Source organism: Bradyrhizobium arachidis, from assembly GCF_024758505.1.
GTDB classification, from domain to species: domain Bacteria; phylum Pseudomonadota; class Alphaproteobacteria; order Rhizobiales; family Xanthobacteraceae; genus Bradyrhizobium; species Bradyrhizobium manausense_C.
Window position 1 is genome coordinate 9263546 of the sequence record NZ_CP077970.1, and the last position, 25288, is coordinate 9288833.

Consider the following 25288-nt stretch of genomic DNA (forward strand, 5'->3'; position numbering starts at 1 on the left):
CCGGCCTGCACGACGACTCTCCTCACATCTTCTTCCAGTCGCCGATCTGCTCGAAGGCATGCGCTGCGCGATAGATCGTCGATTCCTCGAACATGCGGCCGACCAGCATCAGGCCGACGGGCAGCCCGTCGACCATGCCGCAAGGCAGCGACATCGCCGGATGATGCGTGATGTCGAACGGCGCGGTGTTGGAGATCATCTCGAGCGCGCGGGCGACGTATTCCTCGCGACTCGCGGTGGGCTCCGGCAGCTTGGTCGCCTTCATCGGCGTCGTCGGCAGCAGGAGGAGGTCGTAATCCCCGAACGCCTTGTCATAGGCGGCGGTGAGCCGCCGCGAGATGTTGAGCGCCTTGCCATAGAAGCGCGGGCCGAAATTGTTGTTGATGTAGGTGCCGAGCATCATGAACAGTTTCGTGGTCTCGGACAGAGAATCGGCCTGGCGGCGCCAGCCGCGATGAAAATCCATCAGCGACGTCGAATAGAGGTCACCGCGGCTGAGGCCGTAGCCGTCGCCGAACATCATGGTCTGGGTCAGACCTTCGGTGCCGATCGGGGTCCAGATCGCCGGACCCATCAGATGCATCGGGATCGACACCGTCTCGACGGTTGCGCCGAGATCCCTGAAGCGCTTGGCAGCCTCACGGACGCTTTCGTTGACGGCGGCCTCCGCGTTCGGCTGCTCAAAGCCTTCCTTGAGGATTCCGATCTTCATGCCCTTGACGCCGGCCCCCAACGCCTTGGTGTAGTCCTCGACCTTCGGCGACTTGATGCGGGGATCGTAGCCGTCGTCGCCGGCGATCACTTCCAGCAGCAGCGCGTTGTCGGCGACCGTCGCCGTCATCGGGCCGGTGTGGTCGACATAGATCTCGATGGGCATGATGCCGGTATAGGGGACGAGGCCCCAGGTCGGCTTCATGCCGTAGGTGCCGCAGAACGACGACGGCATGCGGATCGAACCGCCCTGGTCGCCGCCGATGGCCATGTCGACCTCGCCGAGCGCGACGACGACGCCCGAGCCCGACGAGGAGCCGCCGGCCGAATAGCCCATCTTGTGCGGATTGTGCACCGGCCCGTAAGAGCCGGTGTGGCTGCCGCCGGACAGGCAAAAGTGCTCGCAATGGGTTTTTCCGACGATCTCGGCGCCGGCATCCAGCATGCGCGTGACGATGGTGGCGTCGAAATCGGGCACATAGCCTTCCAGCGTCGACGAGCCGTTGGTCATGGGCACGCCGGCCAGCATGATGTTGTCCTTCAGAGCGACGGTCTTGCCCTTGAGCTTGCCGCTCGCCGCACCCTTCACGGTCGACTTGCGGTACCAGGCGTTGCGCGGGTTCTCTTCCGGCGAAGGCCGGTAGCCGGGCGTGCGCGGATATTTCACCTCCGGCACCTCATCGGGCATCGCGGCGACGAGATTGTAGGCGTCGATCGAGCCCTGCATCAGGCCGCGGAACGAGGCGACGTCTTCATCGGTCAGCGACAAGCCGCACTGCTCGGCGACTGCGCGAAGTTGGGTTGGCGTGGGAAGGGCAACTGACACGACGCTCTCCTGACGTTTTTTTGAATCCCTTTGGGCGAGGAGCCTTGGACCCGCGCGGTCATCGCGGGCCGTCCGGCTTCGTTCCGGTATTCAAAACGGAAATATTTTCCTTTTCAAGTATTATTTCGCATTTCCGCGCCCGCAGGCGGCGCGACCGTTTGTCAGACGGTCTTGATCAGCTTGAAGTCGAGACCGTCGGCCTCGGCGAGGTACATCGGCATCCGGGCATGGCCGTTGCGGACGGTGACGGGTCCGCGCGCGCCGCTGTAGACGACGTTGCGCGCTGCAGCGAGCATCGGCCCCATCGACAGCGTGCCGGCCTTTTTGGCCACCGCCTCGAGAAAGCACAGCCCTTCATAGCTGGATTGGCCGAGCGAACCGATCGGCGGAGCGTTGAGACCGAACATCGCGCTGTAGCGGCTCTGGAAGTCGTCATTGGCCCGCGAGCCGACCCCGGGAAAGTAGCCGGAGGCGCAGAACAGGTTCTCGCTGTTGTCGGCGCCGATGCCGAGCAGCACGGTCTCGTCCATCGCACCGGCCAGGCGCAGCGTGCTGGCACCGAGGCCGCATTCGCCGAACGCGCGGTTGAAGGTGATGCTGTCGGTCCCGATCAGCGAGATCAGCACCACGTCGGGCTTTGCGGCACGAATGCGCGCCAAATGCGGCTCGTGATTGTCCTCGCCGAGCGGGACGAACTCTTCGCCGACCACCTGCCCGCCGGTCTCGTTGATGTATCGCTTCACGGCACGATGCGACTGCCACGGCCACACATAGTCGCTACCGATCAGATACCAGCGCGATGCCTTCTTGACGTCCGCCAGCCAGTGGATCGACGGCCGGCTCTGCCAGCGCGGCGTCTCGCCAATCGCCATCACGCCCGGGGTCTGCTCGCCGCCTTCATAGACGGGCGTATAGATGTAGGGAATGCGGTTACGGGTGGTGACCTTGCGCAGGGCGACTCGGACCGCGCTGGTGTGCAAGCCGACGATGAGATCGACCTCGTCGAACGCGATCGCCTGCTCGGCGAGCTGCAGGATATCGTCGAGCGGCCCGCCTGCGTCGTAGATCGACAACTCGATCTCGCGTCCGAGGATGCCGCCGCGCTTGTTGATCTCGGCTACCGCGAGCTGCGCACTGCTGGTCGCGCACGGACCCCAGACCCCGGGCGAACCGGAGCAGCAGATGAAGCCTCCGATCCTGAGCTTGCTGCTGGCGCCGCGCCGCCTGAAGAAGACGCTATCGTCGGGCGACAACCCGCAATCGGCCGCCGGCGACGACAGATTCCTCAGCAGCAGGGACGGCGGAAATGTGGGCCCGCCGCGAGCCGGGAAGTTTACCGTCGAGCGCACGCCAACTCCTGTCTGGCACCAGACCTGAAAGCACATTCAGCGGGCGGCCCCGGCATCCGCCCTTTTGTTGGGCAATGATCCTATTTTGAAAATATTGAATATTCAAGAATTGAAGTGCATATAGATGCAGCAGCGATTGCAAGACATTCACTCATTTGGATCGATACGAAGTCGTAAGCCGTGGCCAAACCGCCGAAAGACAATTCCCCGATCACCGAGCATCTCGCCTACCTGCTGGCGCAGGCCAACCGGGAGATCAACCGCCAGTTGGAATCGCGGCTGAGCAAGGAGGGCGTGCCGGTCGAGCAATGGCGCATCCTGAAAGTCCTCTCCGACGGCAACGGCCACTCGATGGGGGAGCTGGCGGACGCCGTGCTGCTCAATCATCCGACCCTGACCAAGATGATCGACCGCATGGTGTCGGACGCGCTGGTCTATCGCCTGCAGGATCCGAAGGACCGCCGCAAGGTGCTGATGTTCGTCTCTGACCGCGGCAAGGCGCTCAGCAAGCGGCTCAACTCGCTTGCGGTCAGCCAGGAGGAGCACATCCTCGAAAGCTACGGCGACAAGTCGACGAACGAATTGAAGCGGCTGTTGGAGAGCCTGATCGACAGCTCGAATTGAGCATCTCACCTCGCTTCAGCGAGCACACCGACGCGGCGGATAACGCGAACACAATCGTAGCTGTCATCGCCCGCGCAGGCGATCCGGTATTCCAGAGACGGTTGTGATTGAACCGAGAAGCCGCGGCGTACTGGATGCCCAGCCTGCGCGGGGCATGACGGCGGAGAGTGAGGCGCGATGCTCGCCCCAAAAACTCGTCATTGCGAGCGCAGCGAAGCAATCCGGAATCTCTCCGCGGAAAGACCCTGGATTGCTTCGCTGCGCTCGCAATGACGGTGGAAAACGAGGCGCGCGCGTCGCGCCTCAGCCCTTAAGCATACCGCCCGTGGCAATGCTTGTACTTCTTGCCGCTTCCGCAGGGGCAGTCCTCGTTGCGGCCGACCTTGCCCCAGGATGCGGGATTTTTGGGGTCACGCAGGGCGGCATCCGAGGCGTTGGCCTGCGGGGCGAGGGAGACGTTGGCGAACGCCATCTCGTCCTCACCGGTGTCCGGATTGACCTTGTGCGCTTCCATCGCCGGCAGCACGGGGGCTTCCTGCTCCGGCGGCACGATCTCGACCCGCATCAACTGCGCGGTGACGGCCTCGCGCAGATGCGCGCTCATCTCCTGGAAGAGGTTGAACGCCTCGGTCTTGTACTCCTGCAGCGGATCGCGCTGGCCGTAGCCACGCAGGCCGATGACCTGACGCAGATGGTCGAGCATGATCAGATGTTCGCGCCAGAGATGGTCGAGCGTCTGGAGCAAAATGGTCTTCTCGACGTAGCGCATCACGTCGGGACCCCATTGCGCGACCTTCGCCGCCATGTGCTCGTCGGCTTTGGTCTCGATGCGCGTGAGCAGCTCCTCGTCGGCGATGCCCTCTTCCTTGGCCCACTCGTCGACGGGAAGATCGAGGTCGAGCACGCGCTTCAATTCTTCCTTCAGCCCCGCGACGTCCCACTGCTCGGCATAGGCATGCTCGGGCACGTGCTTGGCGACGAGGTCGTCGATGAAGGCGTGACGCATGTCGGAGATGGTTTCGGCGACACTCTCGTCCTTCATCAGGTCGACGCGCTGGTCGAAGATCACCTTGCGCTGGTCGTTCTGGACGTTGTCGAACTTGAGCAGGTTCTTGCGGATGTCGAAGTTGCGCGCCTCGACCTTCTGCTGCGCCTTCTCCAGCGCCTTGTTGATCCAGGGATGGATGATGGCCTCGCCCTCTTGCAGGCCGAGCCGCTGCAGCATGCTGTCCAGCCGATCCGAGCCGAAGATGCGCATCAGATCGTCTTCCAGCGACAGGAAGAACTTTGAGCGTCCGGGGTCGCCCTGACGGCCGGAGCGGCCGCGGAGCTGGTTGTCGATGCGGCGGGATTCGTGACGCTCGGAGCCGATGATGTAGAGGCCGCCCGGCTTCTTCACGGTCTTGGCGGGTTTTGAACCCTTCGCCGGCTCGAGCTCGACGGTCTCCTCGGCCTTCAGCACGATGTCGCGGAAATGCTCGATGTCGGCCTTGATCTGCTCGATCTTCCTGGCCTTCTCGGCCTCGTCCTCGATGCCGGCGGTCTCCTGCTTGAGGCGCATCTCGAGCGAGCCGCCGAGCTTGATGTCGGTGCCGCGTCCCGCCATGTTGGTGGCGATCGTGATAGCGCCGGGAACGCCGGCTTCAGCCACGATATAGGCTTCCTGCTCGTGGAAGCGCGCGTTCAAGACCGCGAACAGCTTTGCCGGCTTGCCCGCGCGGGCGGCAGCGTAAAGCTTCTCGAGCGCGCTCTCCTTGCCGAAATCGATCTGCTTGTAGCCGTTCTGCTTCAGGAACTCGGCGAGCACTTCCGACTTCTCGATCGAGGCGGTGCCGACCAGCACCGGCTGCAGCCGCGAATTGGCGCGCTCGATCTCGGCGAGGATGGCCGAGTATTTTTCCTTCTGCGTGCGGTAGACCTCGTCGTCCTCGTCGAGGCGCGCCACCGGCAGATTGGTCGGGATCTCCACGACCTCGAGCTTGTAGATGTCGAACAGTTCGTCGGCTTCGGTCGCCGCCGTACCGGTCATGCCCGCAAGCTTCTCGTACATGCGGAAGTAGTTCTGGAAGGTGATCGAGGCGAGCGTCTGGTTCTCGGGCTGGACCGCGACGTGCTCCTTGGCTTCCAGCGCCTGGTGCAGGCCTTCCGAATAGCGCCGGCCGGGCATCATGCGTCCGGTGAACTCGTCGATGATCACGACCTCGCCGTCGCGGACGATGTAGTCCTTGTCGCGGGTGAACAGCGTGTGTGCGCGCAGCGCCTGGTTGACGTGGTGCACGACCGAGACGTTCTCGACGTCGTAGAGCGACTCGCCCTTGAGCTGGCCGGCGTCGCGCAGCAGCGTCTCCAGCCGCTCCATGCCGCCTTCGGTCAGCGTCACCGTGCGCTGCTTCTCGTCGACCTCGAAGTCGGTCACCTTCGTCAGCTTCGGCATGAAGGTGTCGATGGTGTTGTAGAAGTCCGAACGGTCGTCGAGCGGGCCGGAGATGATCAGCGGCGTGCGCGCCTCGTCGATCAGGATCGAGTCCACTTCGTCGACGATCGCGTAGTAGTGCGGCCGCTGGACCATGTCCTCGAGCCGGTACTTCATGTTGTCGCGCAGATAGTCGAAGCCGTATTCGTTGTTGGTGCCGTAGGTGATGTCGCAGGCATAGGCCGTCTTGCGCTCGGAATCGTCGAGCCCGTGAACGATCACGCCCGTGGTCATGCCCAGGAAGCCGTAGATCTGGCCCATCCAGCCGGAGTCGCGGCGGGCGAGGTAGTCGTTGACGGTGACGACGTGGACACCCTTGCCGGCGAGTGCGTTGAGATAGACCGCAAGGGTCGCAACCAGCGTCTTGCCTTCGCCGGTCTTCATCTCGGCGATGTCGCCCTCGTGCAGCACCATGCCGCCGATGAGCTGGACGTCGAAATGGCGCTGGCCCAGGGTGCGCTTGGCCGCCTCGCGGACGGTGGCAAAGGCCGGGACCAGGATGTCGTCCAGCGTCTTGCCGGACGCGAGCTGTTGCTTGAACTCGTCGGTGCGGGCCTTCAGCGCTTCGTCGGAAAGTTTTGCAAGCTCGGGTTCCAGCGCGTTGATGGCGTTGACGCGGGACTGGTACCCCTTGATCCGCCGGTCATTAGCGGAGCCGAAAAACTTGCGGGCGAGCGCGCCGATCATACCGAATTCCTTGCCAAATTCCTGTGTTCGCGAATACCGCGTTGCAGCCAAGAGGTTGTCACCAACTTGCCTATCAACTCACCGTGACGCCTCGCGGCGCCAGCCCCGGATTGCGGGGTCATCCGCCATATGGGTGGGAATTAAGCAAATCTAGGTTCAACGGCCGAAAACGCAGCAAAATAAACGCCATCGCCATTGACGCGACCGGCCAGAGATATGGCCCGGTCGGGGCCTTGTCAACGGCGGGCGGATTGCGGCTAATTCATCATTTTGACAGACTTTTCGCGTTGCCAAGGCCCCCCGATTGGGCGAGTGTCCGCCCCGCTTTGAGCAGCCCTGCCTCAACATAAGGATTTTCCATGACCACCTCGTTCCCGGTAACCACCGGCCAGCGCGTTCGCCTTGCCTCTGCCCTGGCGGGATGCCTTGCACTGGCGCTGACCCTGGGGAGCCCCGTCCGGGCGGCCGACGATCCGGTGCTGGCCAAGGTCAATGGTGCGGAGATCAAGAAGAGCGATGTGACGCTGGCTGAGGAAGAACTCGGACCGAGCCTGGCGCAGATGGATCCGGCTACCAAGGACGAGAACGTCCTGGCCTTCCTGATCGACATGAAGATCGTCGCCAAGGCCGCAGAGGACAAGAAGATCGCCGACGGCGAGGAGTTCAAGAAGCGCCTGGCGTTCGCCCGCAACCGCCTGCTGATGGACAGCCTGCTGGCCCAGGAAGGCAAGGCGGCGACCAACGACGACGCCATGAAGAAGGTCTATGAAGAGGCTTCCAAGCAGATCACCGGCGAACAGGAGGTGCGCGCCCGCCACATCCTGGTCGAGACCGAGGACGAGGCCAAGGCGGTGAAGGCGGAGCTCGACAAGGGCGCTGATTTCGCCGAGCTCGCCAAGAAGAAGTCCAAGGATCCGGGCTCCGCCGACGGCGGCGACCTCGGCTTCTTCACCAAGGAGCAGATGGTGCCGGAATTCTCGGCGGTGGCGTTCACGCTCGAGCCGGGCAAGATCTCCGACCCCGTGAAGTCGCAGTTCGGCTGGCACATCATCAAGGTCGAGGAAAAGCGCGCCCGAAAGGCGCCGGACTTCGAGCAGGTCAAGGCCCAGATCGAGAATTACGTCACCCGCAAGGCCCAGGCCGACTACGTCGCCAAGCTGCGCACCGAGGCCAAGGTCGAGCGTCTCGACAAGCCGGCCGCGGATGCGGCCAAGCCGGACGCCGCCAAGCCGCCGGCCGACAACAAGATGGCGCCGCCCGCGAAGAAGTAAGAATTCGCTGTCACTTCGCTGACGCTGAGAGTATTTAGGAGTTGTGATGCCCGGGCTCGTCCCGGGCATCTGCATGTCTGCACCACCCGCTACCTCGACAAGGCGCCCTCCGATGTCCTCCACCGTCTCCCCGCTCGCCCCGCAGAACGTTCCCGACATGCCCGAAATCGCGGGCATCAGGCTGGCCACGGCCGAAGCCGGCATCCGCTACAAGAACCGCACCGACGTGCTGCTCGCGGTGATGGACAAGGGCACCGCGGTCGCCGGCGTCTTCACCAAGTCGAAATGCCCCTCCGCGCCGGTCGAATGGTGCCGCGCCAAATTGAAGGGCGGCAAGGCGCGCGCGCTCGTCGTCAATTCCGGCAACGCCAATGCCTTCACCGGCAAGACCGGCCGCCAATCCACCGCGCTCACCGCCGCGATCGCCGCCAAGGCCGTCGGTTGCAGCGCCAACGAGATTTTTCTGGCCTCGACCGGCGTGATCGGCGAGCCCTTGGATGCGACCAAGTTCGACGGCGTGCTCGGACGGTTGGCCGATGGCACTGAGCCCGGCGATTACCTGGCTGCGGCCAAGGCGATCATGACCACCGACACCTTCCCCAAGGTCGCGACCGCGACGGTGAAGCTCGGCAAGGCCAAGGTCACCATCAACGGCATGGCCAAGGGCGCCGGCATGATCGCGCCCGACATGGCGACGATGTTGTCTTTCATCTTCACCGACGCACCGATTGCGCCCGCGGCCTTGCAGGCACTGCTCAAGAGCGGCGTCGAGGACACGTTCAACGCCGTGACCATCGACGGCGACACCTCGACCTCGGACACGCTGCTGGCCTTCGCGACCGGCGCGGCAACCGCAAACGGCGCGCCAAAAATCAGCCGCGCCAGCGATCCGCGCCTGAAGGCGTTCACAAAGGCATTCCGCGAGGTGCTGGCCGATCTCTCCGAGCAGGTCGCACGCGACGGCGAAGGCGCGCGCAAGCTGGTCGAGATCACCGTGGAGGGCGCGACGACGAAGGCCTCCGCGCGGAAAATCGCGATGTCGATCGCGAACTCGCCGCTGGTGAAGACCGCGATCGCGGGTGAGGACGCCAATTGGGGCCGCGTGGTGATGGCCGTCGGCAAAGCCGGCGAGCCCGCCAATCGCGACAAGCTGTCGATTGCGTTCAACGGCATCCGCGTCGCCAAGAGCGGCGCGCGCGACCCGTCCTATGACGAGGCCCAGGTGTCGGAGGCGATGAAGGCGCCGAAGATCGCGATCAAGGTCTCGCTAGGCCTTGGCAAGGGCCGCGACCGCGTGCTGACCTGCGATCTCACCAAGGAATATGTCGCGATCAACGGCGATTATCGGTCGTAGCGGTCATCCGTCATCCTGAGATGCGAAGCGTGCGGTGCGAAGCAACGCCCGTGCAGCCTCGAAGGATGTACGGCCCCGCCGGCGCCGCACGGATGCAGCCGGGCCGTCGCCCTTCGAGGGCCGCTGAAGAAGCGGCCGCCTCAGGGTGACGGTGCTGATTCAGTTCAGCTCGAAATCCGGGCGTCGGCGACGGCCTTCTTGAACAGCGCGTTCATGGCGTCCGAGATGCCCTGGGTCGGGCTCACCTCGAAATAGAGGCCGGGCGAGGCACAGCTCTGCATGTTCTGCGCGACCTCGCTGTTTGGGGACGGGCCGAACGGCCCCTGATTGAACGGATCAATCCAGCTCATGTACCAGCTGTTGGTCGGAAGCTTCAGATAGGTGGTGTAGAGCACGGCGACCTTGATGCCGCGGTCCTTCAGCGTGGTGCAAAGCGCGGGATTGATCGGCGACTGGCAGCGCGACATGCTGCCCACCGTCTTGATCGGCTTGAGACATCCGGAATTGTTTTCATCCGCCAGGCCGTCGGAGACGAAGAACACATACTTCAGCGGTGCCGTCGACGTCCCCGCACCCGGCGCGCTGATCGCAGTGTTGAGCGCGGGAAACACCGTGCTGAACGGGGTGTCCATGTCCTTCGTGTAGGAATCGTTGTTGCCGTAGACGCCCATCAGGTCGATGTTTCCGGCCGCCGTCTTGGCGCTCGTCAGGCTGGAAGACAGCGAAAACAGCGCGCGCAGACCGATCGTCGCGGACGATGCACCGAAATCATAGATCGCCATGCGGAACTGATTCGAATAGGTCTGGGTCGCCCCCGCCGTGTCCATCAGCGATTGCGTGGCGCTGCGCAGCACGTCGATCCGCGTGGTCACGCCGAGCGTCTTGGCGAGATTGTAGTAGTTGTTGGAGTCGTTGTAGTCGTGACAAGCGAAGGCGCACTGGTCGTTGGGCTTGAAGCTGTTGCCCGTCGTTGCGTTGACCAGGGTCGTCACGTCCGTCGGCGTCGCCGCCACGCCCATCGACGGCGAATTGTCGAGCAGCAGATAGAAATCGATATAGAGCGGCATGTTGGCCGTCGAGGTCGACGTGCCCGACATCGTCAGCGTGCTCTTGCCGATCACACTGAGGAACATGGTGTTGATGCTGGCGGAATAGGTGACCGTGGACGTTATCGTCGAGCCGCTCTTGACCACGGTCGGGGTGACGCTGATGAGCGTGTAGCCGGTCTGGTTGTCGCGATTGCCGTCGAATATCTTGGTCGCGTCGGTGACGCCGACCGTGATCGGGCCATCCGACGTCATCGAGCCCGCCGCGATGAAAGCGGGCGAGGCCTTGGCGATCGATCCGACGCTCGCGGCGTCCGCGGCGGCCTGGAGTTTGGCGCGGATCTGCGTCGCACGGGAATAATCGACCGCACAGCCCACTGTCGTGATCAGCGGGACGCAGGCGAGCGCAAAAACGACCGAGATGTTACCGCGCCGGTCGCGGATGAACCGGCTGAAGGTGCTTCGCACAGGGCGCATGAAATCAGGTCCAGAGTGATAAAAGGCGTTTTCACTCTAGGAGCTGTCGATTAAATATGACTTATGGCAAAAGCGGTCCAATCGTTTAAGTCGGGTTAACGGACCGCTTGCTGCCTTCCCCACCTAACAGCATTCCCAAAAAGGCATGGCCGATCTCAAACTGACACTGGTGGTGGCCTGCGCCCTGATCGATGCGGACAAGCGCGTCCTGATCGCACAGCGGCCCGAAGGCAAGTCGATGGCGGGCCTCTGGGAGTTTCCCGGCGGCAAGGTCGAGCCGGGCGAACGGCCGGAACAGACGTTGATTCGCGAGCTGCACGAGGAGCTCGGCATTTCCGTCGCCGAGCCCTGCCTCGCGCCGCTGACCTTCGCAAGCCACGGCTATGACAACTTCCACCTCTTGATGCCGCTCTATGTCTGCCGCCGCTGGGAGGGATTTGCGGTCGCCCGCGAGGGACAGGCGCTGGCCTGGGTCCGCGCCAACAAGCTGCGCGACTATCCGATGCCGCCGGCGGACATCCCGCTGATCCCGCATTTGATTGATTTGTTGATGTGAGCGGCACTGTCATTCCGGGTTCGGTCCTGCGGACCGCCCCGGAATGACGGAGCTAGTGGCTCAACTCTTCCCCGCCTTCTTCACCGCCTCCGCCAGACTCGCTTTCGCCGAGCCGGGCTTCAGCGGTTGCTGCTGGCTCGCATGCGGGGCCCAGCCGGACAGCCAGACGATGTCGAAGGTGGTGCGGATGCGGCCGTCGGGATCGGCAAAGCGCTCCGCATAGATTTCCGCCATGCGCAGCAAGGTCCGCCGCCGCGTCGGCATGCGCCGGCGCTCCACCAGCACGTTGGCCGCGCCCATGCTGCGCAGATCCTGCATCAGGGCAAAAGCGCTTGCGTAACGCACCACGACGCGGTCGACATCGGTAACCGGCAGCGCAAAGCCCGCCCGCTGCAACAGCGCGCCGATGTCGCGCAGATCCGCGAACGGCGCCACGCGCGGCGACACGCCGCCCTCGCATTCGGCCTCCGCAGCGGCAAAGGCCTGCCGCAGCTCCGTCAAACTGTCGCCGCCGATCATCGCCGCGAGCAGCAAACCATCCGGCCTCAGCGCGCGCCGGATTTGCGCGAGCACGCCCGGCAGGTCGTTGACGAATTGCAGCGCCAGCGCCGACGCAATGAGATCGAGGCTTTCGGATGCGAAGGGCAGCTTCTCATCGCCGGTCGCATCGAGCTCGACCCGTTGAACCGACGGCAGACGCGCGCGCAGCGCCGACAAGCCCTCGCCCGGCGTCCAGAGGTCGGCCGCGGCGTGAAAATCGCGCATCACCGCGGCAAGTCGATCCGTCATGTCCTCGTTCACGCGATCCAGCAGGAAAGCGACCTCGCCTTGCGCCCGCGCGCGGCGTTGCCGCGCATGCAGCAGCGCGCGATCGAACAGGATGGGCGGAGTTTGCGGGTTTTGCGCCATTCTGCTGGTTACGCCGATCCAACCGGCAATGGCAACTCTCGTGTCCCGGACGCGACGCAGCGCGCAGCGGTGCGGCGCAGATCCGGGACCCATGCTTCCGCGCATCCGACTCCTGGGCCCCGGCTCAGCAGCGCACCGCAAAGAGCGCTGCGCTGCGTCCGGGGCACGAGAGAGCGGCTTGAGCGCGGCGTGCCACAGCGCTAGCCTTTCGGCCATGGAAGCCGACAGCGTTCCTACCCGCTCCCTGTGGCGCGCGCCGCTTGCGGCCGGCCGTCACATGCTTAGGCGTGTCGCACGGCTTGCGCTCGACATCGCGCTGCCGACGCTGTGCGTGTCCTGTCGCGAGCCGGTGGACGGCGAAGGCGTTTGCGCGGCGTGCTGGGCAAAGCTGTCGTTCATCGAGCCGCCCTATTGCCCGCGGCTTGGCATTCCCTTCGTCTACGATCCCGGCCCCGACATGCTGTCGATGGAGGCGATTGCCAGCCCGCCGGCCTATCACCGCGCCCGCGCCGCGGTGCGCTATGACGACGTCGCGCGCACCCTGGTGCATTCGCTGAAGTACCAGGACCGCACCGACCTCGCGCCGGCGATGGGCCGCTGGATGGCCCGCGCCGGCCGGACACTGCTGACTGAGGCCGACATACTGGTTCCGGTGCCGCTGCATTGGCGCAGGGCCTGGCGCCGCCGCTACAATCAATCGGGCGCGCTGGCGCAGGTGATCGGGCGCCAGAGCGGGGTGAAGGTGAAAGGGGACGTGCTGCGCCGGATCCGCGCCACCGAGCAGCAGATCGGCCTGTCGCGCACCCAGCGCGCCACCAATGTGCAGGGCGCATTCCAGGTATCCACCGACCGTCAATCCGAGGTGCAGGGCCGCCGAATCGTCCTGATCGACGATGTCCTGACGTCAGGTGCGACGCTGGATGCCTGTGCGCGGGCCCTGCTGCGCGCCAAGGCCGCCCAGGTCGACGCGCTGGTGTTCGCCCGGGTTGTCGAGAGCGCCTCGCGTCCCATATAATTCAAATAATTCAGGAAATGAGAGCGCCAGACGACATGAGCACTGCCGTCGAGATCTACACGAGGCCGGGCTGCGGCTATTGTTCCGCGGCCAAATCGCTGCTGACCCGCAAAAAGGCTGCATTCACCGAGTTCGATATCGCCAAGGATCCGTCCTGGCGCCAGCAGATGTATGACCGTGCCGGCAACGGGGCGACCTTTCCGCAGATCTGGATCGGCGACATCCATGTCGGCGGCTGCGACGAGCTCTACGGGCTCGACCGCGCAGGCAGGCTCGACGCCATGCTCGCCAGTGTGAAGGCCGTCTCATGAGCCAGAATCAAGCGCAGGACCGCAGCTTTACCGCTGCCATGGTGCAGATGCGGACCGGGCTTCTGCCCGAGCCGAGCTTCGAGCAGGCGAGCAAGCTGATCCGGCAGGCGGTTGCAGCCGGCGCCGATTATGTGCAGACGCCCGAAGTCAGCAACATGATGCAGTTGAACCGCAAGGCGCTGTTCGAGCATCTGGCGAGCCAAGACGACGACAAGTCGCTCAAGGCCTATCGCGCGCTCGCGGCGGAACTGAAGATCCATCTGCATGTCGGCTCGCTGGCGCTGCGCTTCTCGCCGGAGAAGGCGGTCAACCGCTCCTTCCTGATCGGGCCCGACGGCGGCGTGCTCGCGAGCTACGACAAGATCCACATGTTCGACATCGAGCTGCCGGACGGCGAGAGCTACCGCGAATCCGCGAATTATCAGCCCGGCGAGACGGCCGTGATCTCCGACCTGCCCTGGGGGCGCGTCGGACTCACCATTTGCTACGACGTGCGCTTCCCTGCGCTCTACCGCGCGCTGGCTGAGGCCGGCGCGTTCTTCCTCACGGTGCCCTCGGCCTTCACCCGCAAGACCGGCGAGGCGCATTGGCATGTGCTGCTGCGCTCGCGCGCGATCGAAACCGGCTGCTTTGTGTTCGCCGCAGCCCAGGCGGGCCTGCACGAGAACAAGCGCGAGACCTATGGCCACTCGCTGATCATCGATCCCTGGGGCGAGATCCTCGCCGAGGGCGACGTCGAGCCCGGCATCATCATGGCCAGAATCGACCCTGCCAAGGTCGAGACCGCACGGCGAGCCATTCCGTCGCTCCAGCATGGCCGCCGTTTTGGCGTTGCCGACCCCAAGGCGGGGCCGGACCATCTGCATCTGGTACGGGGATCGGCATGATCCGCTACGCGCTCCGCTGCGACCGCGACCACGAGTTCGAGAGCTGGTTCCAGAGCTCGTCGGCCTACGAGTCGCAGGTCAAGCGCAAGCTCGTGACCTGCCCGATCTGCAACTCGACCAAGGTCGACAAGGCGATCATGGCGCCGCGCATCGTCGGCAAGAAGGGTCGCGGCCGTGCCGCGCCGCCGCCCGAGGCCGTCGCCGCCACCACGCCCGAGGCTGCATCATCAGCGCCGACGTCGCTGATGATGGCGCAGGAGCGCGAGCTGCGCAGCAAGCTGAAGGAGCTGCGCGACCACATCGTGAAGAACGCCGACAATGTCGGCGAGCGCTTTCCCAACGAAGCCCGCGCGATGCATTACGGCGACAAGGAGCACCGCCCGATCTATGGCGAGGCCTCGCCCGACGAGGCCAAGGCGCTGATCGACGAAGGCATCGAAGTCTCGCCCCTGCCGACGCTGCCGGAAGACCGCAATTGACGCGCGAAGCGCGTCATCCCGGGATGGTCCGAAGGACCAGACCCGGGATCTCGAGATTCCGGGTTCGATGCTACGCATCGCCCCGGAATGACGGCAGTTACACACCCACCAGCACCGCGACGCCGATCACGATCAGCACGATGCCGATGAGCTCGCGCGGTGCGAGCGGCTGCTTGAACGAGTAGTAGGCAACGCCCTGCGCGAACAGCACCTCGACCAGCGCCAGCGTGCGGACATTGGCGGCGGCCGTCAGCGCGAACGACAGGAACCAGAATTGCGAGGCGAAGGCGCCCATGAAGCCGGCGAGCATCGACGGCTTCCAGAGGCCGAGGATGGCCCGCAGCACCTCCGGCGCGCGCCAGAGCAGATAGACCGTCAACACCAGCGTCTGCACGAACAGGCCGAGCACCAGCGTGAACGACGAGGCCGTTACGAAGGAGACGTTCGGTACGGTGATGATGGCGCCGCGGAAACCGATCGCGGAGAGCGCGAACGCCGCGGCCGCGACGAGGCCGATGACGGTCGGCTTCAACTCGGCAAAACTCTTCTCCCCGCCCGGCCGCAGCGCCGTGATGACAACACCGATTGTCGCGATCACGATCGCCAGCACCTTCAGCCAGGTGAGATGATCGCCGAGGAAGACGAAGCCGAAGATCGCGGTCTGGATCGCTTCGGTCTTGAGATACGCCGTCGTCACCACGAAAGAGCGCTCGTTCATGGCGAGCAGCATCAAGCCGGTCGCGACGATCTGGCTGAGCGCACCGAGCAGCAGCCACGGCCAGAACGCACCCGGTGGCGCGCTGAGATGGTCGCCGGAGACGACCAGCACGACGCCAAGAAACAGCACCGAGAAGGGGAAGCCGAACAGGAAGCGGATATTGGTCGCGCCCCACGTCCCCAGCGGCTTGGTCAACGACCGCTGCATCGCATTGCGCGCGACCTGCCCGAGCGCAGCAATGATGGTGAAGGGAATCCAGAGGCTGGTGACGGTGAGCATGGGTGGGATGGCGAGGAGGACGGTGGAGAGCTTGTGATGCAACGTGCCGCCGGCCGCCCGACAGGTCAATCATGCCCACGTCATAGGAGCGATGCTTTCGCCACAAACTCCGCCGTCGTCCTGGACAAGCGAAGCGCAGATCCAGGACCCATTACCCCAGGGAGTGGTTTGGCGAAGACTCGTGGTTACGAGGTTCGCAATACAACTTCTCCCTGGGGTAATGGGTCCTGGCCTTCGCCAGGACGACACCGAACGTTTGGAAGCAGAGTGGCCTCAACGGACCGCCCCTCACACCATCCCTTCCGCCACGACCATGTAGTTCACATCCATGTCGGAGGAGAGCGTCCATTTGTCGGCGAAGGGGCTGTAGACCACGCCGGTCTGCTCGGTGATGACGAGGCGGTTGTCGAGCAGGTGCTTGGTGAGCTCGTCGGGGGTGACGAACTTGTTCCACTCGTGGGTGCCGCGCGGCAGCCAGCGCAGCACGTATTCGGCGCCGACGATGGCGAGCGCAAAGCTCTTCCAGTTGCGGTTCAAGGTCGAGACGACCATCAGGCCGTTCGGCTTCAGCATCGCGGCGCAGCGGCTGAGGAAAACGCCGACATCGGTGACGTGCTCCACCACCTCCATCGCCAGCACGATGTCAAATCGCTCGCGCGGGTCGATCTCCTCCACCGTGGTGCAGCGGTAGTCGATCGAAAGATGCGCCTTGCCGGCATGAAGCTTCGCGGCGGCAATATTGCTTTGCGAGGGGTCGACGCCGATCACCTGCGCGCCGAGACGCGACAGCGGCTCGCACAACAGGCCCGCACCGCAGCCGATGTCGAGCAGGCGCAGGCCGCCGAGGCAGTTGAGGCTGCGCACATTGCGCTCGAACTTGCGGCAGGCGGCGTCGCGAATATAGCCGAGGCGCAGCGGATTGATCTTGTGAAGGGGCGCCATCTTGCCCTTCGGGTCCCACCACTCCGCCGAGAGCTTTGAGAATTTTGCGATTTCGGCGGCATCGACGGTCGAGCCCTGCGGGCCCATCGCCGTTGCGGAAGTATTTTGCTGCATGCTCATGAAGAACGCGCCGTCCTACCGCGCGGTGATCGAATTGCGGAACGCGAGCGGCGAGGCGATGGTGGTGATGGTCTCACGCCCCTCGCCGACGCCGTTGATGGTCACGTCGCCATAGTTGAGAATACGTCCAGGGATGGTCTGGTTGACGTCGACGCTCTCGACCTTGTCCAGCGCCATCTCGAAGGTCCGCCGCTTGATGAACCCGGTCTTGTGCACGACCCGCAGATTCGTCACGTCGGTCTCGGTGGTAAAGCGATGGAACCAGCCCTTGACGGTCCAGTACAGGGCGCCCAGTGCCGCCAGGCCGGCCGCCACGAGGCACAGCAGCACCACGCCATCAACGGTGGTCTGCCGGGACATGCCGAACAGCACCAGCGCCACGATCCAGGCCAGAATCGCCGGGAAATAGAAGATCCAGTGCGCATTGGTCGAATACAGCACCCGCTCGCCCGGCTGCAGGATCTCGTCGATATAACGCGCCATAACCTCGCTAAACCCATCCCCCGCACGGTCCCGAACCCGCAGGAACCCGCTTGCCCCCGGCCGCGCCGCTCTGTATACGCGCGGTCGGTATCCGCAGCATATCGCGCAGGTCACCTTACTTATCCTTATGAAGGAATGCACGCGTCGTCATGAGCCGCCTCGTGATGAAATTCGGCGGCACGTCCGTCGCCAATATCGACCGTATCCGCAACGTCGCACGCCATGTGAAGCGTGAGGTCGACGCCGGGCACGAGGTTGCCGTGGTGGTGTCGGCGATGTCCGGCAAGACCAACGAGCTCGTGGCCTGGTGCACCGAGGCCTCGCCCATGCACGACGCGCGCGAATACGACGCCGTGGTCGCCTCAGGCGAGCAGGTGACGTCGGGCCTGTTGGCGATCGTGCTTCAGGGCATGGGCATCCAGGCCCGCTCCTGGCAGGGCTGGCAGATCCCGATCAAGACCAGCGACGCCCATGCCTCGGCCCGCATCGAGGCCATCGACGGCACCGAGATCATCAACCGCTTCAAGGAGCGCAAGGAGGTCGCCGTCATCGCCGGCTTCCAGGGCATCAACCCCGAGACGGGCCGCATCACCACGCTCGGCCGCGGCGGCTCGGACACCTCGGCGGTTGCGGTCGCCGCCGCCGTCAAGGCGGACCGCTGCGATATCTACACCGACGTCGACGGCGTCTACACCACCGACCCGCGAATCGTGCCGAAGGCACGCCGGCTCGACAAGATCGCGTTCGAGGACATGCTGGAACTGGCGTCGCAGGGCGCAAAAGTCCTGCAGGTCCGTTCGGTGGAACTCGGCATGGTCCACAACATGCCGATCTTCGTCCGGTCCAGCTTCGACAAGCCCGAGGATATCGACCCGCACGCCAATCAGCCGCCGGGCACGCTGATCTGCAGCGAGGAGGAGATCATGGAAAATCACGTCGTCACCGGCATCGCCTTCTCCAAGGACGAAGCCCAGATCTCGGTGCGTCAGATCGAAGACAAGCCGGGCGTCGCCGCCTCGATCTTCGGCCCGCTCGCGGACGCCAACATCAACGTCGACATGATCGTGCAGAACGTGTCCGAGGACGGCAAGACCACCGACCTGACGTTCACCGTTCCGGCCGCGGACTATGCCCGCGCCAAGGACACGATTACCGCCGCCAAGGCCAAGATCGGTTACGCCCGGCTCGACAGCGCCACCGACGTCGCAAAAATCTCGGTGATCGGCAGCGGCATGCGCAGCCATGCCGGCGTCGCCGCCCAGGCGTTCTCGGCGCTCGCAGCGCGGAATATCAACATTCGCGCCATCACAACCTCCGAGATCAAATTCTCGGTTTTGATCGACACCGCCTATACCGAGCTTGCAGTGCGCACCCTGCACACGCTCTACGGTCTCGATCAGGTTTAGACGAATTTTCTCTTAGCGGTCGCAGCAAACGCGAAGGTGTACACACCTTCGCGTTCTGGCAGGCGTTTTGCTTGGCAAAACAAGCCTCAATTCGCTATACGGCGAACAGGGTGGGCTGCCGCAGACTGGGCCCAGTTCGGGTGGCGCTGATTCGGCGCAAGCTCTAAGTCGACAGAAGATTTGGGCTTGTACCGGCGCTGGACGAGCAAATTCGTTGTTTTTCTGGAGTTTTGGGCCAGCCGCCGGCCACCTGCCGGTCGGCACATGGAGGAGATTGACAGCACATGCGGAGCGCGTCGGGAGGTCCCCGCGTCTTGTTGAGACGGCTCCGCGAAACCATGGCGGAGCAGGTCTCGGCCCAGGAGCGGCTGGACAAGATCGTGGTGCTGATCGCCGCCAACATGGTGGCCGAGGTCTGCTCGGTCTATGTGCTGCGCGTCGACAACACGCTCGAGCTCTACGCCACCGAAGGCCTCAACCGCGAAGCGGTGCACCACACGGTGCTGAGCGCCCATGAGGGCCTGGTGGGCCTGGTCGCCAGCGAAGCCACCCCGCTCAACCTGAGCGACGCGCAGAGCCACCCGGCCTTCTCGTTCCGCCCGGAGACCGGCGAAGAGATCTACCACTCCTTCCTCGGCACGCCGATCCTGCGCGCCGGCAACACGCTCGGCGTGCTCGTCGTGCAGAACCGCGCCAAGCGCACCTATGTCGAGGAGGAGCTCGAGGCACTCCAGACCACCGCCATGGTGCTGGCCGAGCTGATCGCTTCAGGCGAATTGTCGGCGCTCGCCCAGCCCGGCCTCGAGCCGGCCGCGCGCCATTCCGTGCACAAGAGCGGCGCGATCCTGTCCGAGGGCATCGCGCTCGGCCACGTCGTGTTGCACGAGCCGCGCGTCGTCATCAAGGACTACATCGCCGAGGACCTGCCCAAGGAGATCAAGCGGCTCGACACGGCGCTGGCGAAGCTGCGCGCCGACCTCGACCGCATGCTGGAGCGCGGCGACGTCGCCGAGGGCGGCGAGCACCGCGACGTACTGGAAGCCTACCGCATGTTCGCCAACGACCAGGGCTGGTCGCACAAGCTGCATGAGGCCGTGGCCACCGGCCTCACCGCGGAAGCGGCCGTCGAGCGCGTGCAGTCCGACACCCGCGCCCGCATGCTGCGCGTGACCGATCCCTATTTGCGCGACCGCCTTCACGATCTCGAAGACCTCGGCTACCGCCTGATGCGGCAGCTCGTCGGCCAGGACCACGCGCCGTCGCGCGAGCAGATGCCCGACAACGCCATCGTGATCGCGCGCGCGATGGGCCCTGCGGCCCTGCTCGACTACGATCGCAAGCGCCTGCGCGGCATCGTGCTGGAGGAAGGCACCGCCAACTCGCACGTCTCGATCGTCGCCCGCGCGCTCGGAATCCCCGCGGTCGGCGAGGTGCCGAACGCGCCCGGCATTGCCGATCCCGGCGACGCCATCATCGTCGACGGCACCTCGGGCTCGATCTATGTGCGGCCCTCGCAGGAGATCGAGGCTGCCTATGCCGAGCGCGTGCGCTTCCGTGCCCGCCGCCAGGCGCAATATCTCGCGCTGCGCGACCTGCCCTGCGTCACCAAGGACGGCCAGAAGGTCGAGCTGATGATCAATGCGGGCCTCGCCATCGACCTGCCGCATATCGACGACACCGGCAGCGCCGGCATCGGGCTATTCCGCACCGAGCTGCAGTTCATGGTCGGCCAGAGCCTGCCGCGCACCAGCGACCAGCTTTCGCTCTATCGCACCGTGCTCGATGCCGCGGGCTCGAAGCCCGTGACCTTCCGTACCCTGGACATCGGCGGCGACAAGGCGCTGCCCTACATGGAGGCGGTGGTCGAGGAAAATCCCGCGCTCGGCTGGCGCGCGATCCGACTCGGGCTCGACCGTCCCGGCCTGTTGCGCGGCCAGATCCGTGCGCTGCTGCGCGCCGGCGGCGGTCGCGCGCTGCGGGTGATGTTCCCGATGATCTCGGAGGTCGCCGAGTTCGATTCGGCGAAAGCGCTGGTCGAGCGCGAGCTGACCTATCTGCGCCAGCACGGCCATACGCTGCCCGAGCGCATCGACATCGGCACAATGGTCGAGGTGCCGGCGTTGCTCTACCAGCTCGACGAGCTCCTGAAGAAGGTCGACTTCATCTCGGTCGGGTCGAACGACCTGTTCCAGTTCCTGTTCGCGGTCGACCGCGGCAACGCAAAAGTGTCCGAGCGCTTCGACACCATGTCGGCGCCGATCCTGCGCGTGCTGCGCGAGATCGCGCGCAAGTCGAACGCGGCGAAGAAGTCGGTATCGCTGTGCGGCGAGATGGCCTCAAAGCCGCTCGGCGCGCTGGCACTGATTGCGATGGGCTATCGCTCGCTGTCGCTGTCGGCGACGGCGCTTGGGCCCGTGAAGGCGATGATCATCGACCTCGACGCTAAAAAGGCCGAGGCGATGCTCGGCCCGCTCCTGGATGCGCCGGCCGGCACCGTCTCGATCCGGCAGAAGTTGACGGAGTTTGCGGAAGCCGAGGGGCTGTCGTTGTAGCGGGCCGGCTTCTGTCGATCCCGCCTCCGCCCCCTTTTCCGCCATTGAGACTGAACCGATGTCGTCACTCCCTGAAGCCAAACTGGACGTTCTGCTCGCGCATCACGCTTCGCTCGAGGCCGAATCGCTCGGCCAGCTCTCCTCCGAACGCTACGTGCAGATCACTCGCGAGCTCGCCGAGATCGCCCCGCTGATCGAGGCGGTGAAGACCTATCGTGCTGCCGTCAAGGAACTCGCCGACACCGAGGCGCTGATCGCCGATCCCGCGACCGATGCCGAGATGCGCGGCATGGCGGAAGCCGAGCGCGACGAGCTGACGCCGAAGATCGAGGAGCTCGTGCAGAAGATCCGCGTCGCGCTGTTGCCCAAGGACGCCATGGACGACCGCAACGTGGTGCTGGAAATCCGCGCCGGCACCGGCGGCGACGAGGCCTCGCTGTTCGCAGGCGATCTGTTCCGCATGTATGAGCGCTTCGCCAGCCTGCAGGGCTGGAAGGTCGACGTGATCTCGGCCAGCGAAGGCACGGTCGGCGGCTACAAGGAAATCATCGCCGAGGTGCAGGGCCGCGGCGCGTTCTCGAAGCTGAAGTTCGAATCCGGCGTGCACCGCGTGCAACGCGTGCCCGACACCGAGACGCAGGGGCGCATCCATACCTCGGCTGCGACAGTCGCCGTTCTGCCCGAGGTCGAGGATGTCGACGTCGACATCAAGAACGATGATTTGCGAATCGAGACCATGCGCGCGCAGGGCGCCGGCGGCCAGCACGTCAACAAGACGGAATCGGCGATCCGCATCACCCACATCCCGACCGGCATCGTGGTGATGATGCAGGACAGCCGCTCGCAGCATAAGAATCGCGCCTCCGCCATGAACATCCTGCGCTCGCGCATCTACGACGCCGAGCGCCAGCGCGTCGAGGCCGCGCGCTCCGCCGACCGCAAGGAGAAGGTCGGCTCCGGCGATCGCAGCGAACGCATCCGCACCTACAATTTTCCGCAGGGGCGCGTCACCGACCACCGCATCAATCTGACGCTCTACAAGCTGCCGCAGGTGATCTCGGGCGAAGCGCTGGGCGAATTGACGGACGCACTGACCACCGAGCACCAGGCTGCCCAGCTCGCCGCCCAGGGCGCGGCGGCATAGCGGCCGGCCCGCGCGTCTAAAGCGCGATGGCGTTAGGTCGAATCATCATCGCGCTTTAGGTCTTTGTTTGAGCATGATCTCCGCGCAAACGCGTTCCGCGTTTGTCGCGAGGGAAAACCGCTGCGCACTTTTCCGGATCATGCTTTAGCGCGATCTTGATCGAAACGATCGCAGGATCTTGCCGAGCGCCGGACTTGCGGCCCGCAATTCTTCCAGATGAATCCTTGAAAGGGCCTGCAGCTTCTGCTCGCCCTTGGCCGTCAGCCTGACGAGAACGCGCCTTGCGTCTTCGGGATCGGCGCCGCGGCTGATCAGCTTCAGCTTCGCCATGCGGTCCATCAGCTCGACCGCCGTGTGGTGCCGGATCAGCAGGAAGCGCGCGACGTCGCCGATGCTTGCGGCCTCCCGCGTCGCAAATCCCTTGATCGCCAGCAATGCCTGATGCTGTTGCGGCGTCAGGCCGGCCTTTTGGGCCGCGGCCTCGCTGAACGCCAGGAAGGTGCGGACCTGATAGCGGAATTGCGCCAGCGCCGCGTAGTCAGCTTCGCGCATCGCCGCGCCGGCCGAGCGCCGTGCCGGGACTGCCGCCGTCCGGCGCTTCGGCTTCGACTGGACCATGGCCACACCCCTTGCTTCGATCCCGTCACCCCGCGACAGGAGTTCGAAACTAGCAAGGTTGGCGTCCCCTAACCAACCGTCCGGCCGGCCGATGCACAGCTATCCGTCTCAGGATCTACTCGAAGCCCGAGAGCAAAATCTTCACCAGCACGACCTGAAACGCGACGGGAATGCGGACGCTCTTCCGCCTGATCGACCGTTGCAGGGCACCCACGATCTCGGCACTGGTCAGTGCGCCCGACGACGCATTGGCGATAAGCCCGGCCCACATCTCCGACAGCGAGCCGCCGGGCCGCACCGTCGGCCGGATCGTCACGCCGCAGCCTTGTGCCCAGGCGATGATCTCGCGCATCGTGCGCGGGCCGCAATTACGCGCGGTCGCGAGACGCTCCGCGGACAGTGCGAGAAGCAGCTCGCGCGACGGCGACCACGGCCCCTTCGGTGGCTGCTCGCCGGTGAGCTCGACCGCGAGCTCCTTGAGGACGTTCTGCGCGCGCACGCTCAGCGACTTCATCGGGCCGGGTACCGGCTTCGGCGGAGTCGGGGCTGCCGGCGGGCGCCGGCCAGCGGGCCTGACGCGCGCGTCCGGCGCGAGCAACTCCGCATCCTGTGGCCAGGAGCGTTGCGTCCTGGCACCTGCCGTTCTCGTTTGCCGCACCATCTCGCCTGCCGAACTCGCCCGTCACGTACCTATAAAGGCTAATATAGATCGTAACACGATATGTTTTTGCGAGACAATTTTCGTCGTTCGACCAAAGGCGAAATTGACTTGAGGTCATCACAAGCAAAGCTTGCGGCAAGAGCTACACGGGGATGTGACGTGCCCGGCTCTCGTCGCACAGGATCCTTGCGAAGACGTTTTGATCGTCATATGCAGTCATGGTGGTCACCCTGTCGCGCGATCAAACGCTGCCGGCTCCGTTGACGCAAGCATTGCTGCCGTCCTATCCACGCTGGCAGGCAAGATAGGCACAGTGGTGACCGAGACCCGTCCCAGCATCGAGACCGCGCGGCGCGCCCTTGTGGCGCGGCTGGCGGCGGCCGGCATCGAGGAGGCCGCGCTCGATGCGCGAATGCTCATCGGCGCAGCGCTCGGCCTCGATCTCACGGGCCTCGTGGCGCAGGCGAACCGGCAGGTCACCGCCGACGAAGCGGAGCGGCTGGAGCGTATTGTGCAGCGACGGCTGGCGGGCGAGCCTGTCGCGCGCATCCTCGGCATCAGGGAGTTCTGGGGCCTGCCGTTTCACCTCTCGCAGGCAACGCTGGTGCCGCGGCCCGACACCGAGACGGTGGTCGAGCGCGCGCTCGAGATCTATCGCGAGCGTCCAGCATCAATGCCGCCGCCACGCATCGTCGATATCGGCGTGGGGTCGGGCGCGATCCTGCTCGCGCTGCTACATGAAATTCCCGGCGCCTTCGGCGTCGGCACCGATCTCAACCTGGACGCGCTTCGCACGGCCAAACGCAATGCGGCCGCGCTCGGACTTTCCGACCGCGCGGCGTTCGTCGCCTGCTCCTATGTCGATGCGCTCGCCGGCTCCTTCGATCTCATCGTGTCGAACCCGCCCTATATCCGCTCCGCCGATATCGCGACCCTGAGCCGCGAGGTTCGCGAGCATGATCCGCATCTCGCGCTCGACGGCGGCCGCGACGGCTTTGATGCCTATCGCGCCCTGATCCCGCAGGCGGCCGCGCGTCTTGTGCCCGGCGGAGCCCTGATCGTGGAGGCCGGCCAGGACCAGGCCGGCGAGATTGAAACCTTGATGCGGGCTGCCGCGTTATGGATCGAGAGGCCGCCCAAGGCTGATCTGGCGGGCATCCCAAGGGCCGTGTCGGCCCGAAAAATGCCCCCATAAAAGCCCGATTGGGCTGCAAAAACCTCTTGGAATATCCCGTGGGAACGACTACGTTCCGATCAAACATCGGTGCCGGCCCCGTAGACCCACGGGCGAAAGCCGGGCTCTCGGGCGAGAGCTGCACTGTATTGAAGGTTCCAAGCCGCAGGTCCTGTTAAGCGCGATGGCCCATTGAGCTGCGCTGCTTCCCGACCG

The 25288-nt window shown here is 64.8% G+C and carries 22 protein-coding genes; 12 read left to right on the forward strand and 10 right to left on the reverse strand.

The features are described from left to right. Nucleotides 1-22 precede the first annotated feature (22 nt). Both KUF59_RS43220 and KUF59_RS43225 read right to left on the reverse strand, forming a co-directional pair. Nucleotides 23-1537: an amidase gene (locus KUF59_RS43220; RefSeq protein WP_212458130.1), complete on the reverse strand. Its 1515-nt coding sequence runs from the start codon at nucleotides 1535-1537 to the stop codon at nucleotides 23-25. Between the two features lie 161 nt (nucleotides 1538-1698). Further along, nucleotides 1699-2886 (reverse strand): substrate-binding domain-containing protein, encoded by a 1188-nt coding sequence (locus KUF59_RS43225; protein WP_258768051.1) that lies wholly within the window; start codon nucleotides 2884-2886, stop codon nucleotides 1699-1701. Between the two features lie 180 nt (nucleotides 2887-3066). Here KUF59_RS43225 and KUF59_RS43230 point away from each other — a divergent pair, with 180 nt between their 5' ends. Further along, complete coding sequence (locus KUF59_RS43230) at nucleotides 3067-3510, forward strand: MarR family winged helix-turn-helix transcriptional regulator (RefSeq protein WP_212458132.1); 444 nt, start codon at nucleotides 3067-3069, stop codon at nucleotides 3508-3510. Nucleotides 3511-3820: 310 nt separating this feature from the next. Here the strand turns inward: KUF59_RS43230 and secA are convergent, their stop codons facing one another. Beyond that, on the reverse strand, nucleotides 3821-6670 hold the full coding sequence (gene secA, locus KUF59_RS43235; protein ID WP_212458133.1) for a preprotein translocase subunit SecA: 2850 nt from the start codon (nucleotides 6668-6670) through the stop codon (nucleotides 3821-3823). A 359-nt stretch (nucleotides 6671-7029) separates the two neighbouring features. Between secA and KUF59_RS43240 the strand changes: the two genes are divergently transcribed. Continuing rightward, the gene (locus KUF59_RS43240; RefSeq protein WP_212458134.1) at nucleotides 7030-7941 is read left to right on the forward strand and encodes a peptidylprolyl isomerase; all 912 of its coding nucleotides are present in this window, start codon (nucleotides 7030-7032) and stop codon (nucleotides 7939-7941) included. 112 nt (nucleotides 7942-8053) lie between these two features. Beyond that, nucleotides 8054-9295 carry a bifunctional glutamate N-acetyltransferase/amino-acid acetyltransferase ArgJ gene (argJ, locus tag KUF59_RS43245; protein ID WP_212458135.1) on the forward strand — a complete coding sequence of 414 codons (1242 nt, stop codon included), beginning with the start codon at nucleotides 8054-8056 and terminating at the stop codon, nucleotides 9293-9295. 164 nt (nucleotides 9296-9459) lie between these two features. On the opposite strand, the gene KUF59_RS43250 is transcribed toward argJ, so the two are convergent. Beyond that, nucleotides 9460-10818, reverse strand: coding sequence for a TadE/TadG family type IV pilus assembly protein (locus tag KUF59_RS43250; protein WP_212458136.1), 1359 nt, complete (start codon nucleotides 10816-10818; stop codon nucleotides 9460-9462). A 145-nt stretch (nucleotides 10819-10963) separates the two neighbouring features. Between KUF59_RS43250 and KUF59_RS43255 the strand changes: the two genes are divergently transcribed. After that, on the forward strand, nucleotides 10964-11374 hold the full coding sequence (locus KUF59_RS43255) for a (deoxy)nucleoside triphosphate pyrophosphohydrolase (protein ID WP_212405446.1): 411 nt from the start codon (nucleotides 10964-10966) through the stop codon (nucleotides 11372-11374). 60 nt (nucleotides 11375-11434) lie between these two features. Here the strand turns inward: KUF59_RS43255 and KUF59_RS43260 are convergent, their stop codons facing one another. Then, entirely contained in the window at nucleotides 11435-12283 is an 849-nt protein-coding gene (locus KUF59_RS43260) for a methyltransferase domain-containing protein (protein ID WP_212458184.1), read from the reverse strand. A 214-nt stretch (nucleotides 12284-12497) separates the two neighbouring features. Here KUF59_RS43260 and KUF59_RS43265 point away from each other — a divergent pair, with 214 nt between their 5' ends. The 4 genes from KUF59_RS43265 to KUF59_RS43280 are packed head-to-tail and all read left to right on the forward strand — an operon-like array spanning nucleotide 12498 to nucleotide 14975. Next, complete coding sequence (locus KUF59_RS43265) at nucleotides 12498-13298, forward strand: ComF family protein (protein WP_212458185.1); 801 nt, start codon at nucleotides 12498-12500, stop codon at nucleotides 13296-13298. Nucleotides 13299-13333: 35 nt separating this feature from the next. Then, nucleotides 13334-13609 (forward strand): glutaredoxin 3, encoded by a 276-nt coding sequence (gene grxC, locus KUF59_RS43270; protein ID WP_212458137.1) that lies wholly within the window; start codon nucleotides 13334-13336, stop codon nucleotides 13607-13609. Then, nucleotides 13606-14496 (forward strand): carbon-nitrogen hydrolase family protein, encoded by an 891-nt coding sequence (locus KUF59_RS43275; RefSeq protein WP_258768052.1) that lies wholly within the window; start codon nucleotides 13606-13608, stop codon nucleotides 14494-14496. Before grxC ends, KUF59_RS43275 begins: the two co-directional genes overlap by 4 nt. Next, nucleotides 14493-14975, forward strand: coding sequence for a DUF1178 family protein (locus KUF59_RS43280; protein ID WP_212458139.1), 483 nt, complete (start codon nucleotides 14493-14495; stop codon nucleotides 14973-14975). Before KUF59_RS43275 ends, KUF59_RS43280 begins: the two co-directional genes overlap by 4 nt. Nucleotides 14976-15072: 97 nt before the next feature. Here KUF59_RS43280 and KUF59_RS43285 read toward each other — a convergent pair whose 3' ends face one another. The 3 genes from KUF59_RS43285 to KUF59_RS43295 form a co-directional block, all read right to left on the reverse strand. Next, complete coding sequence (locus tag KUF59_RS43285; protein ID WP_258770090.1) at nucleotides 15073-15972, reverse strand: EamA family transporter; 900 nt, start codon at nucleotides 15970-15972, stop codon at nucleotides 15073-15075. Between the two features lie 288 nt (nucleotides 15973-16260). Beyond that, a complete protein-coding gene (ubiG, locus tag KUF59_RS43290) occupies nucleotides 16261-17034 on the reverse strand; it encodes a bifunctional 2-polyprenyl-6-hydroxyphenol methylase/3-demethylubiquinol 3-O-methyltransferase UbiG (RefSeq protein WP_212458140.1) in 774 nt (257 codons plus the stop codon). 15 nt (nucleotides 17035-17049) lie between these two features. Then, nucleotides 17050-17517, reverse strand: a complete 468-nt coding sequence (locus KUF59_RS43295; RefSeq protein WP_212458141.1) for a PH domain-containing protein — start codon at nucleotides 17515-17517, stop codon at nucleotides 17050-17052. Between the two features lie 149 nt (nucleotides 17518-17666). Here KUF59_RS43295 and KUF59_RS43300 point away from each other — a divergent pair, with 149 nt between their 5' ends. From KUF59_RS43300 to prfA, 3 genes are all read left to right on the forward strand, one after another. Beyond that, entirely contained in the window at nucleotides 17667-18923 is a 1257-nt protein-coding gene (locus KUF59_RS43300; protein ID WP_258768053.1) for an aspartate kinase, read from the forward strand. Nucleotides 18924-19207: 284 nt separating this feature from the next. After that, the gene (gene ptsP, locus KUF59_RS43305; protein WP_258768054.1) at nucleotides 19208-21475 is read left to right on the forward strand and encodes a phosphoenolpyruvate--protein phosphotransferase; all 2268 of its coding nucleotides are present in this window, start codon (nucleotides 19208-19210) and stop codon (nucleotides 21473-21475) included. A gap of 58 nt (nucleotides 21476-21533) precedes the next feature. After that, on the forward strand, nucleotides 21534-22619 hold the full coding sequence (gene prfA, locus KUF59_RS43310; protein ID WP_212458144.1) for a peptide chain release factor 1: 1086 nt from the start codon (nucleotides 21534-21536) through the stop codon (nucleotides 22617-22619). Between the two features lie 144 nt (nucleotides 22620-22763). Here prfA and KUF59_RS43315 read toward each other — a convergent pair whose 3' ends face one another. Together KUF59_RS43315 and KUF59_RS43320 are read right to left on the reverse strand one after the other, a co-directional pair. After that, entirely contained in the window at nucleotides 22764-23237 is a 474-nt protein-coding gene (locus KUF59_RS43315; protein WP_258768055.1) for a MarR family winged helix-turn-helix transcriptional regulator, read from the reverse strand. A 115-nt stretch (nucleotides 23238-23352) separates the two neighbouring features. Further along, a complete protein-coding gene (locus KUF59_RS43320) occupies nucleotides 23353-23835 on the reverse strand; it encodes a hypothetical protein (RefSeq protein ID WP_258768056.1) in 483 nt (160 codons plus the stop codon). Between the two features lie 379 nt (nucleotides 23836-24214). On the opposite strand from KUF59_RS43320, the gene prmC reads away from it, so the two are divergent. Beyond that, nucleotides 24215-25093, forward strand: a complete 879-nt coding sequence (gene prmC, locus KUF59_RS43325; protein WP_309500903.1) for a peptide chain release factor N(5)-glutamine methyltransferase — start codon at nucleotides 24215-24217, stop codon at nucleotides 25091-25093. Nucleotides 25094-25288 lie beyond the last annotated feature (195 nt).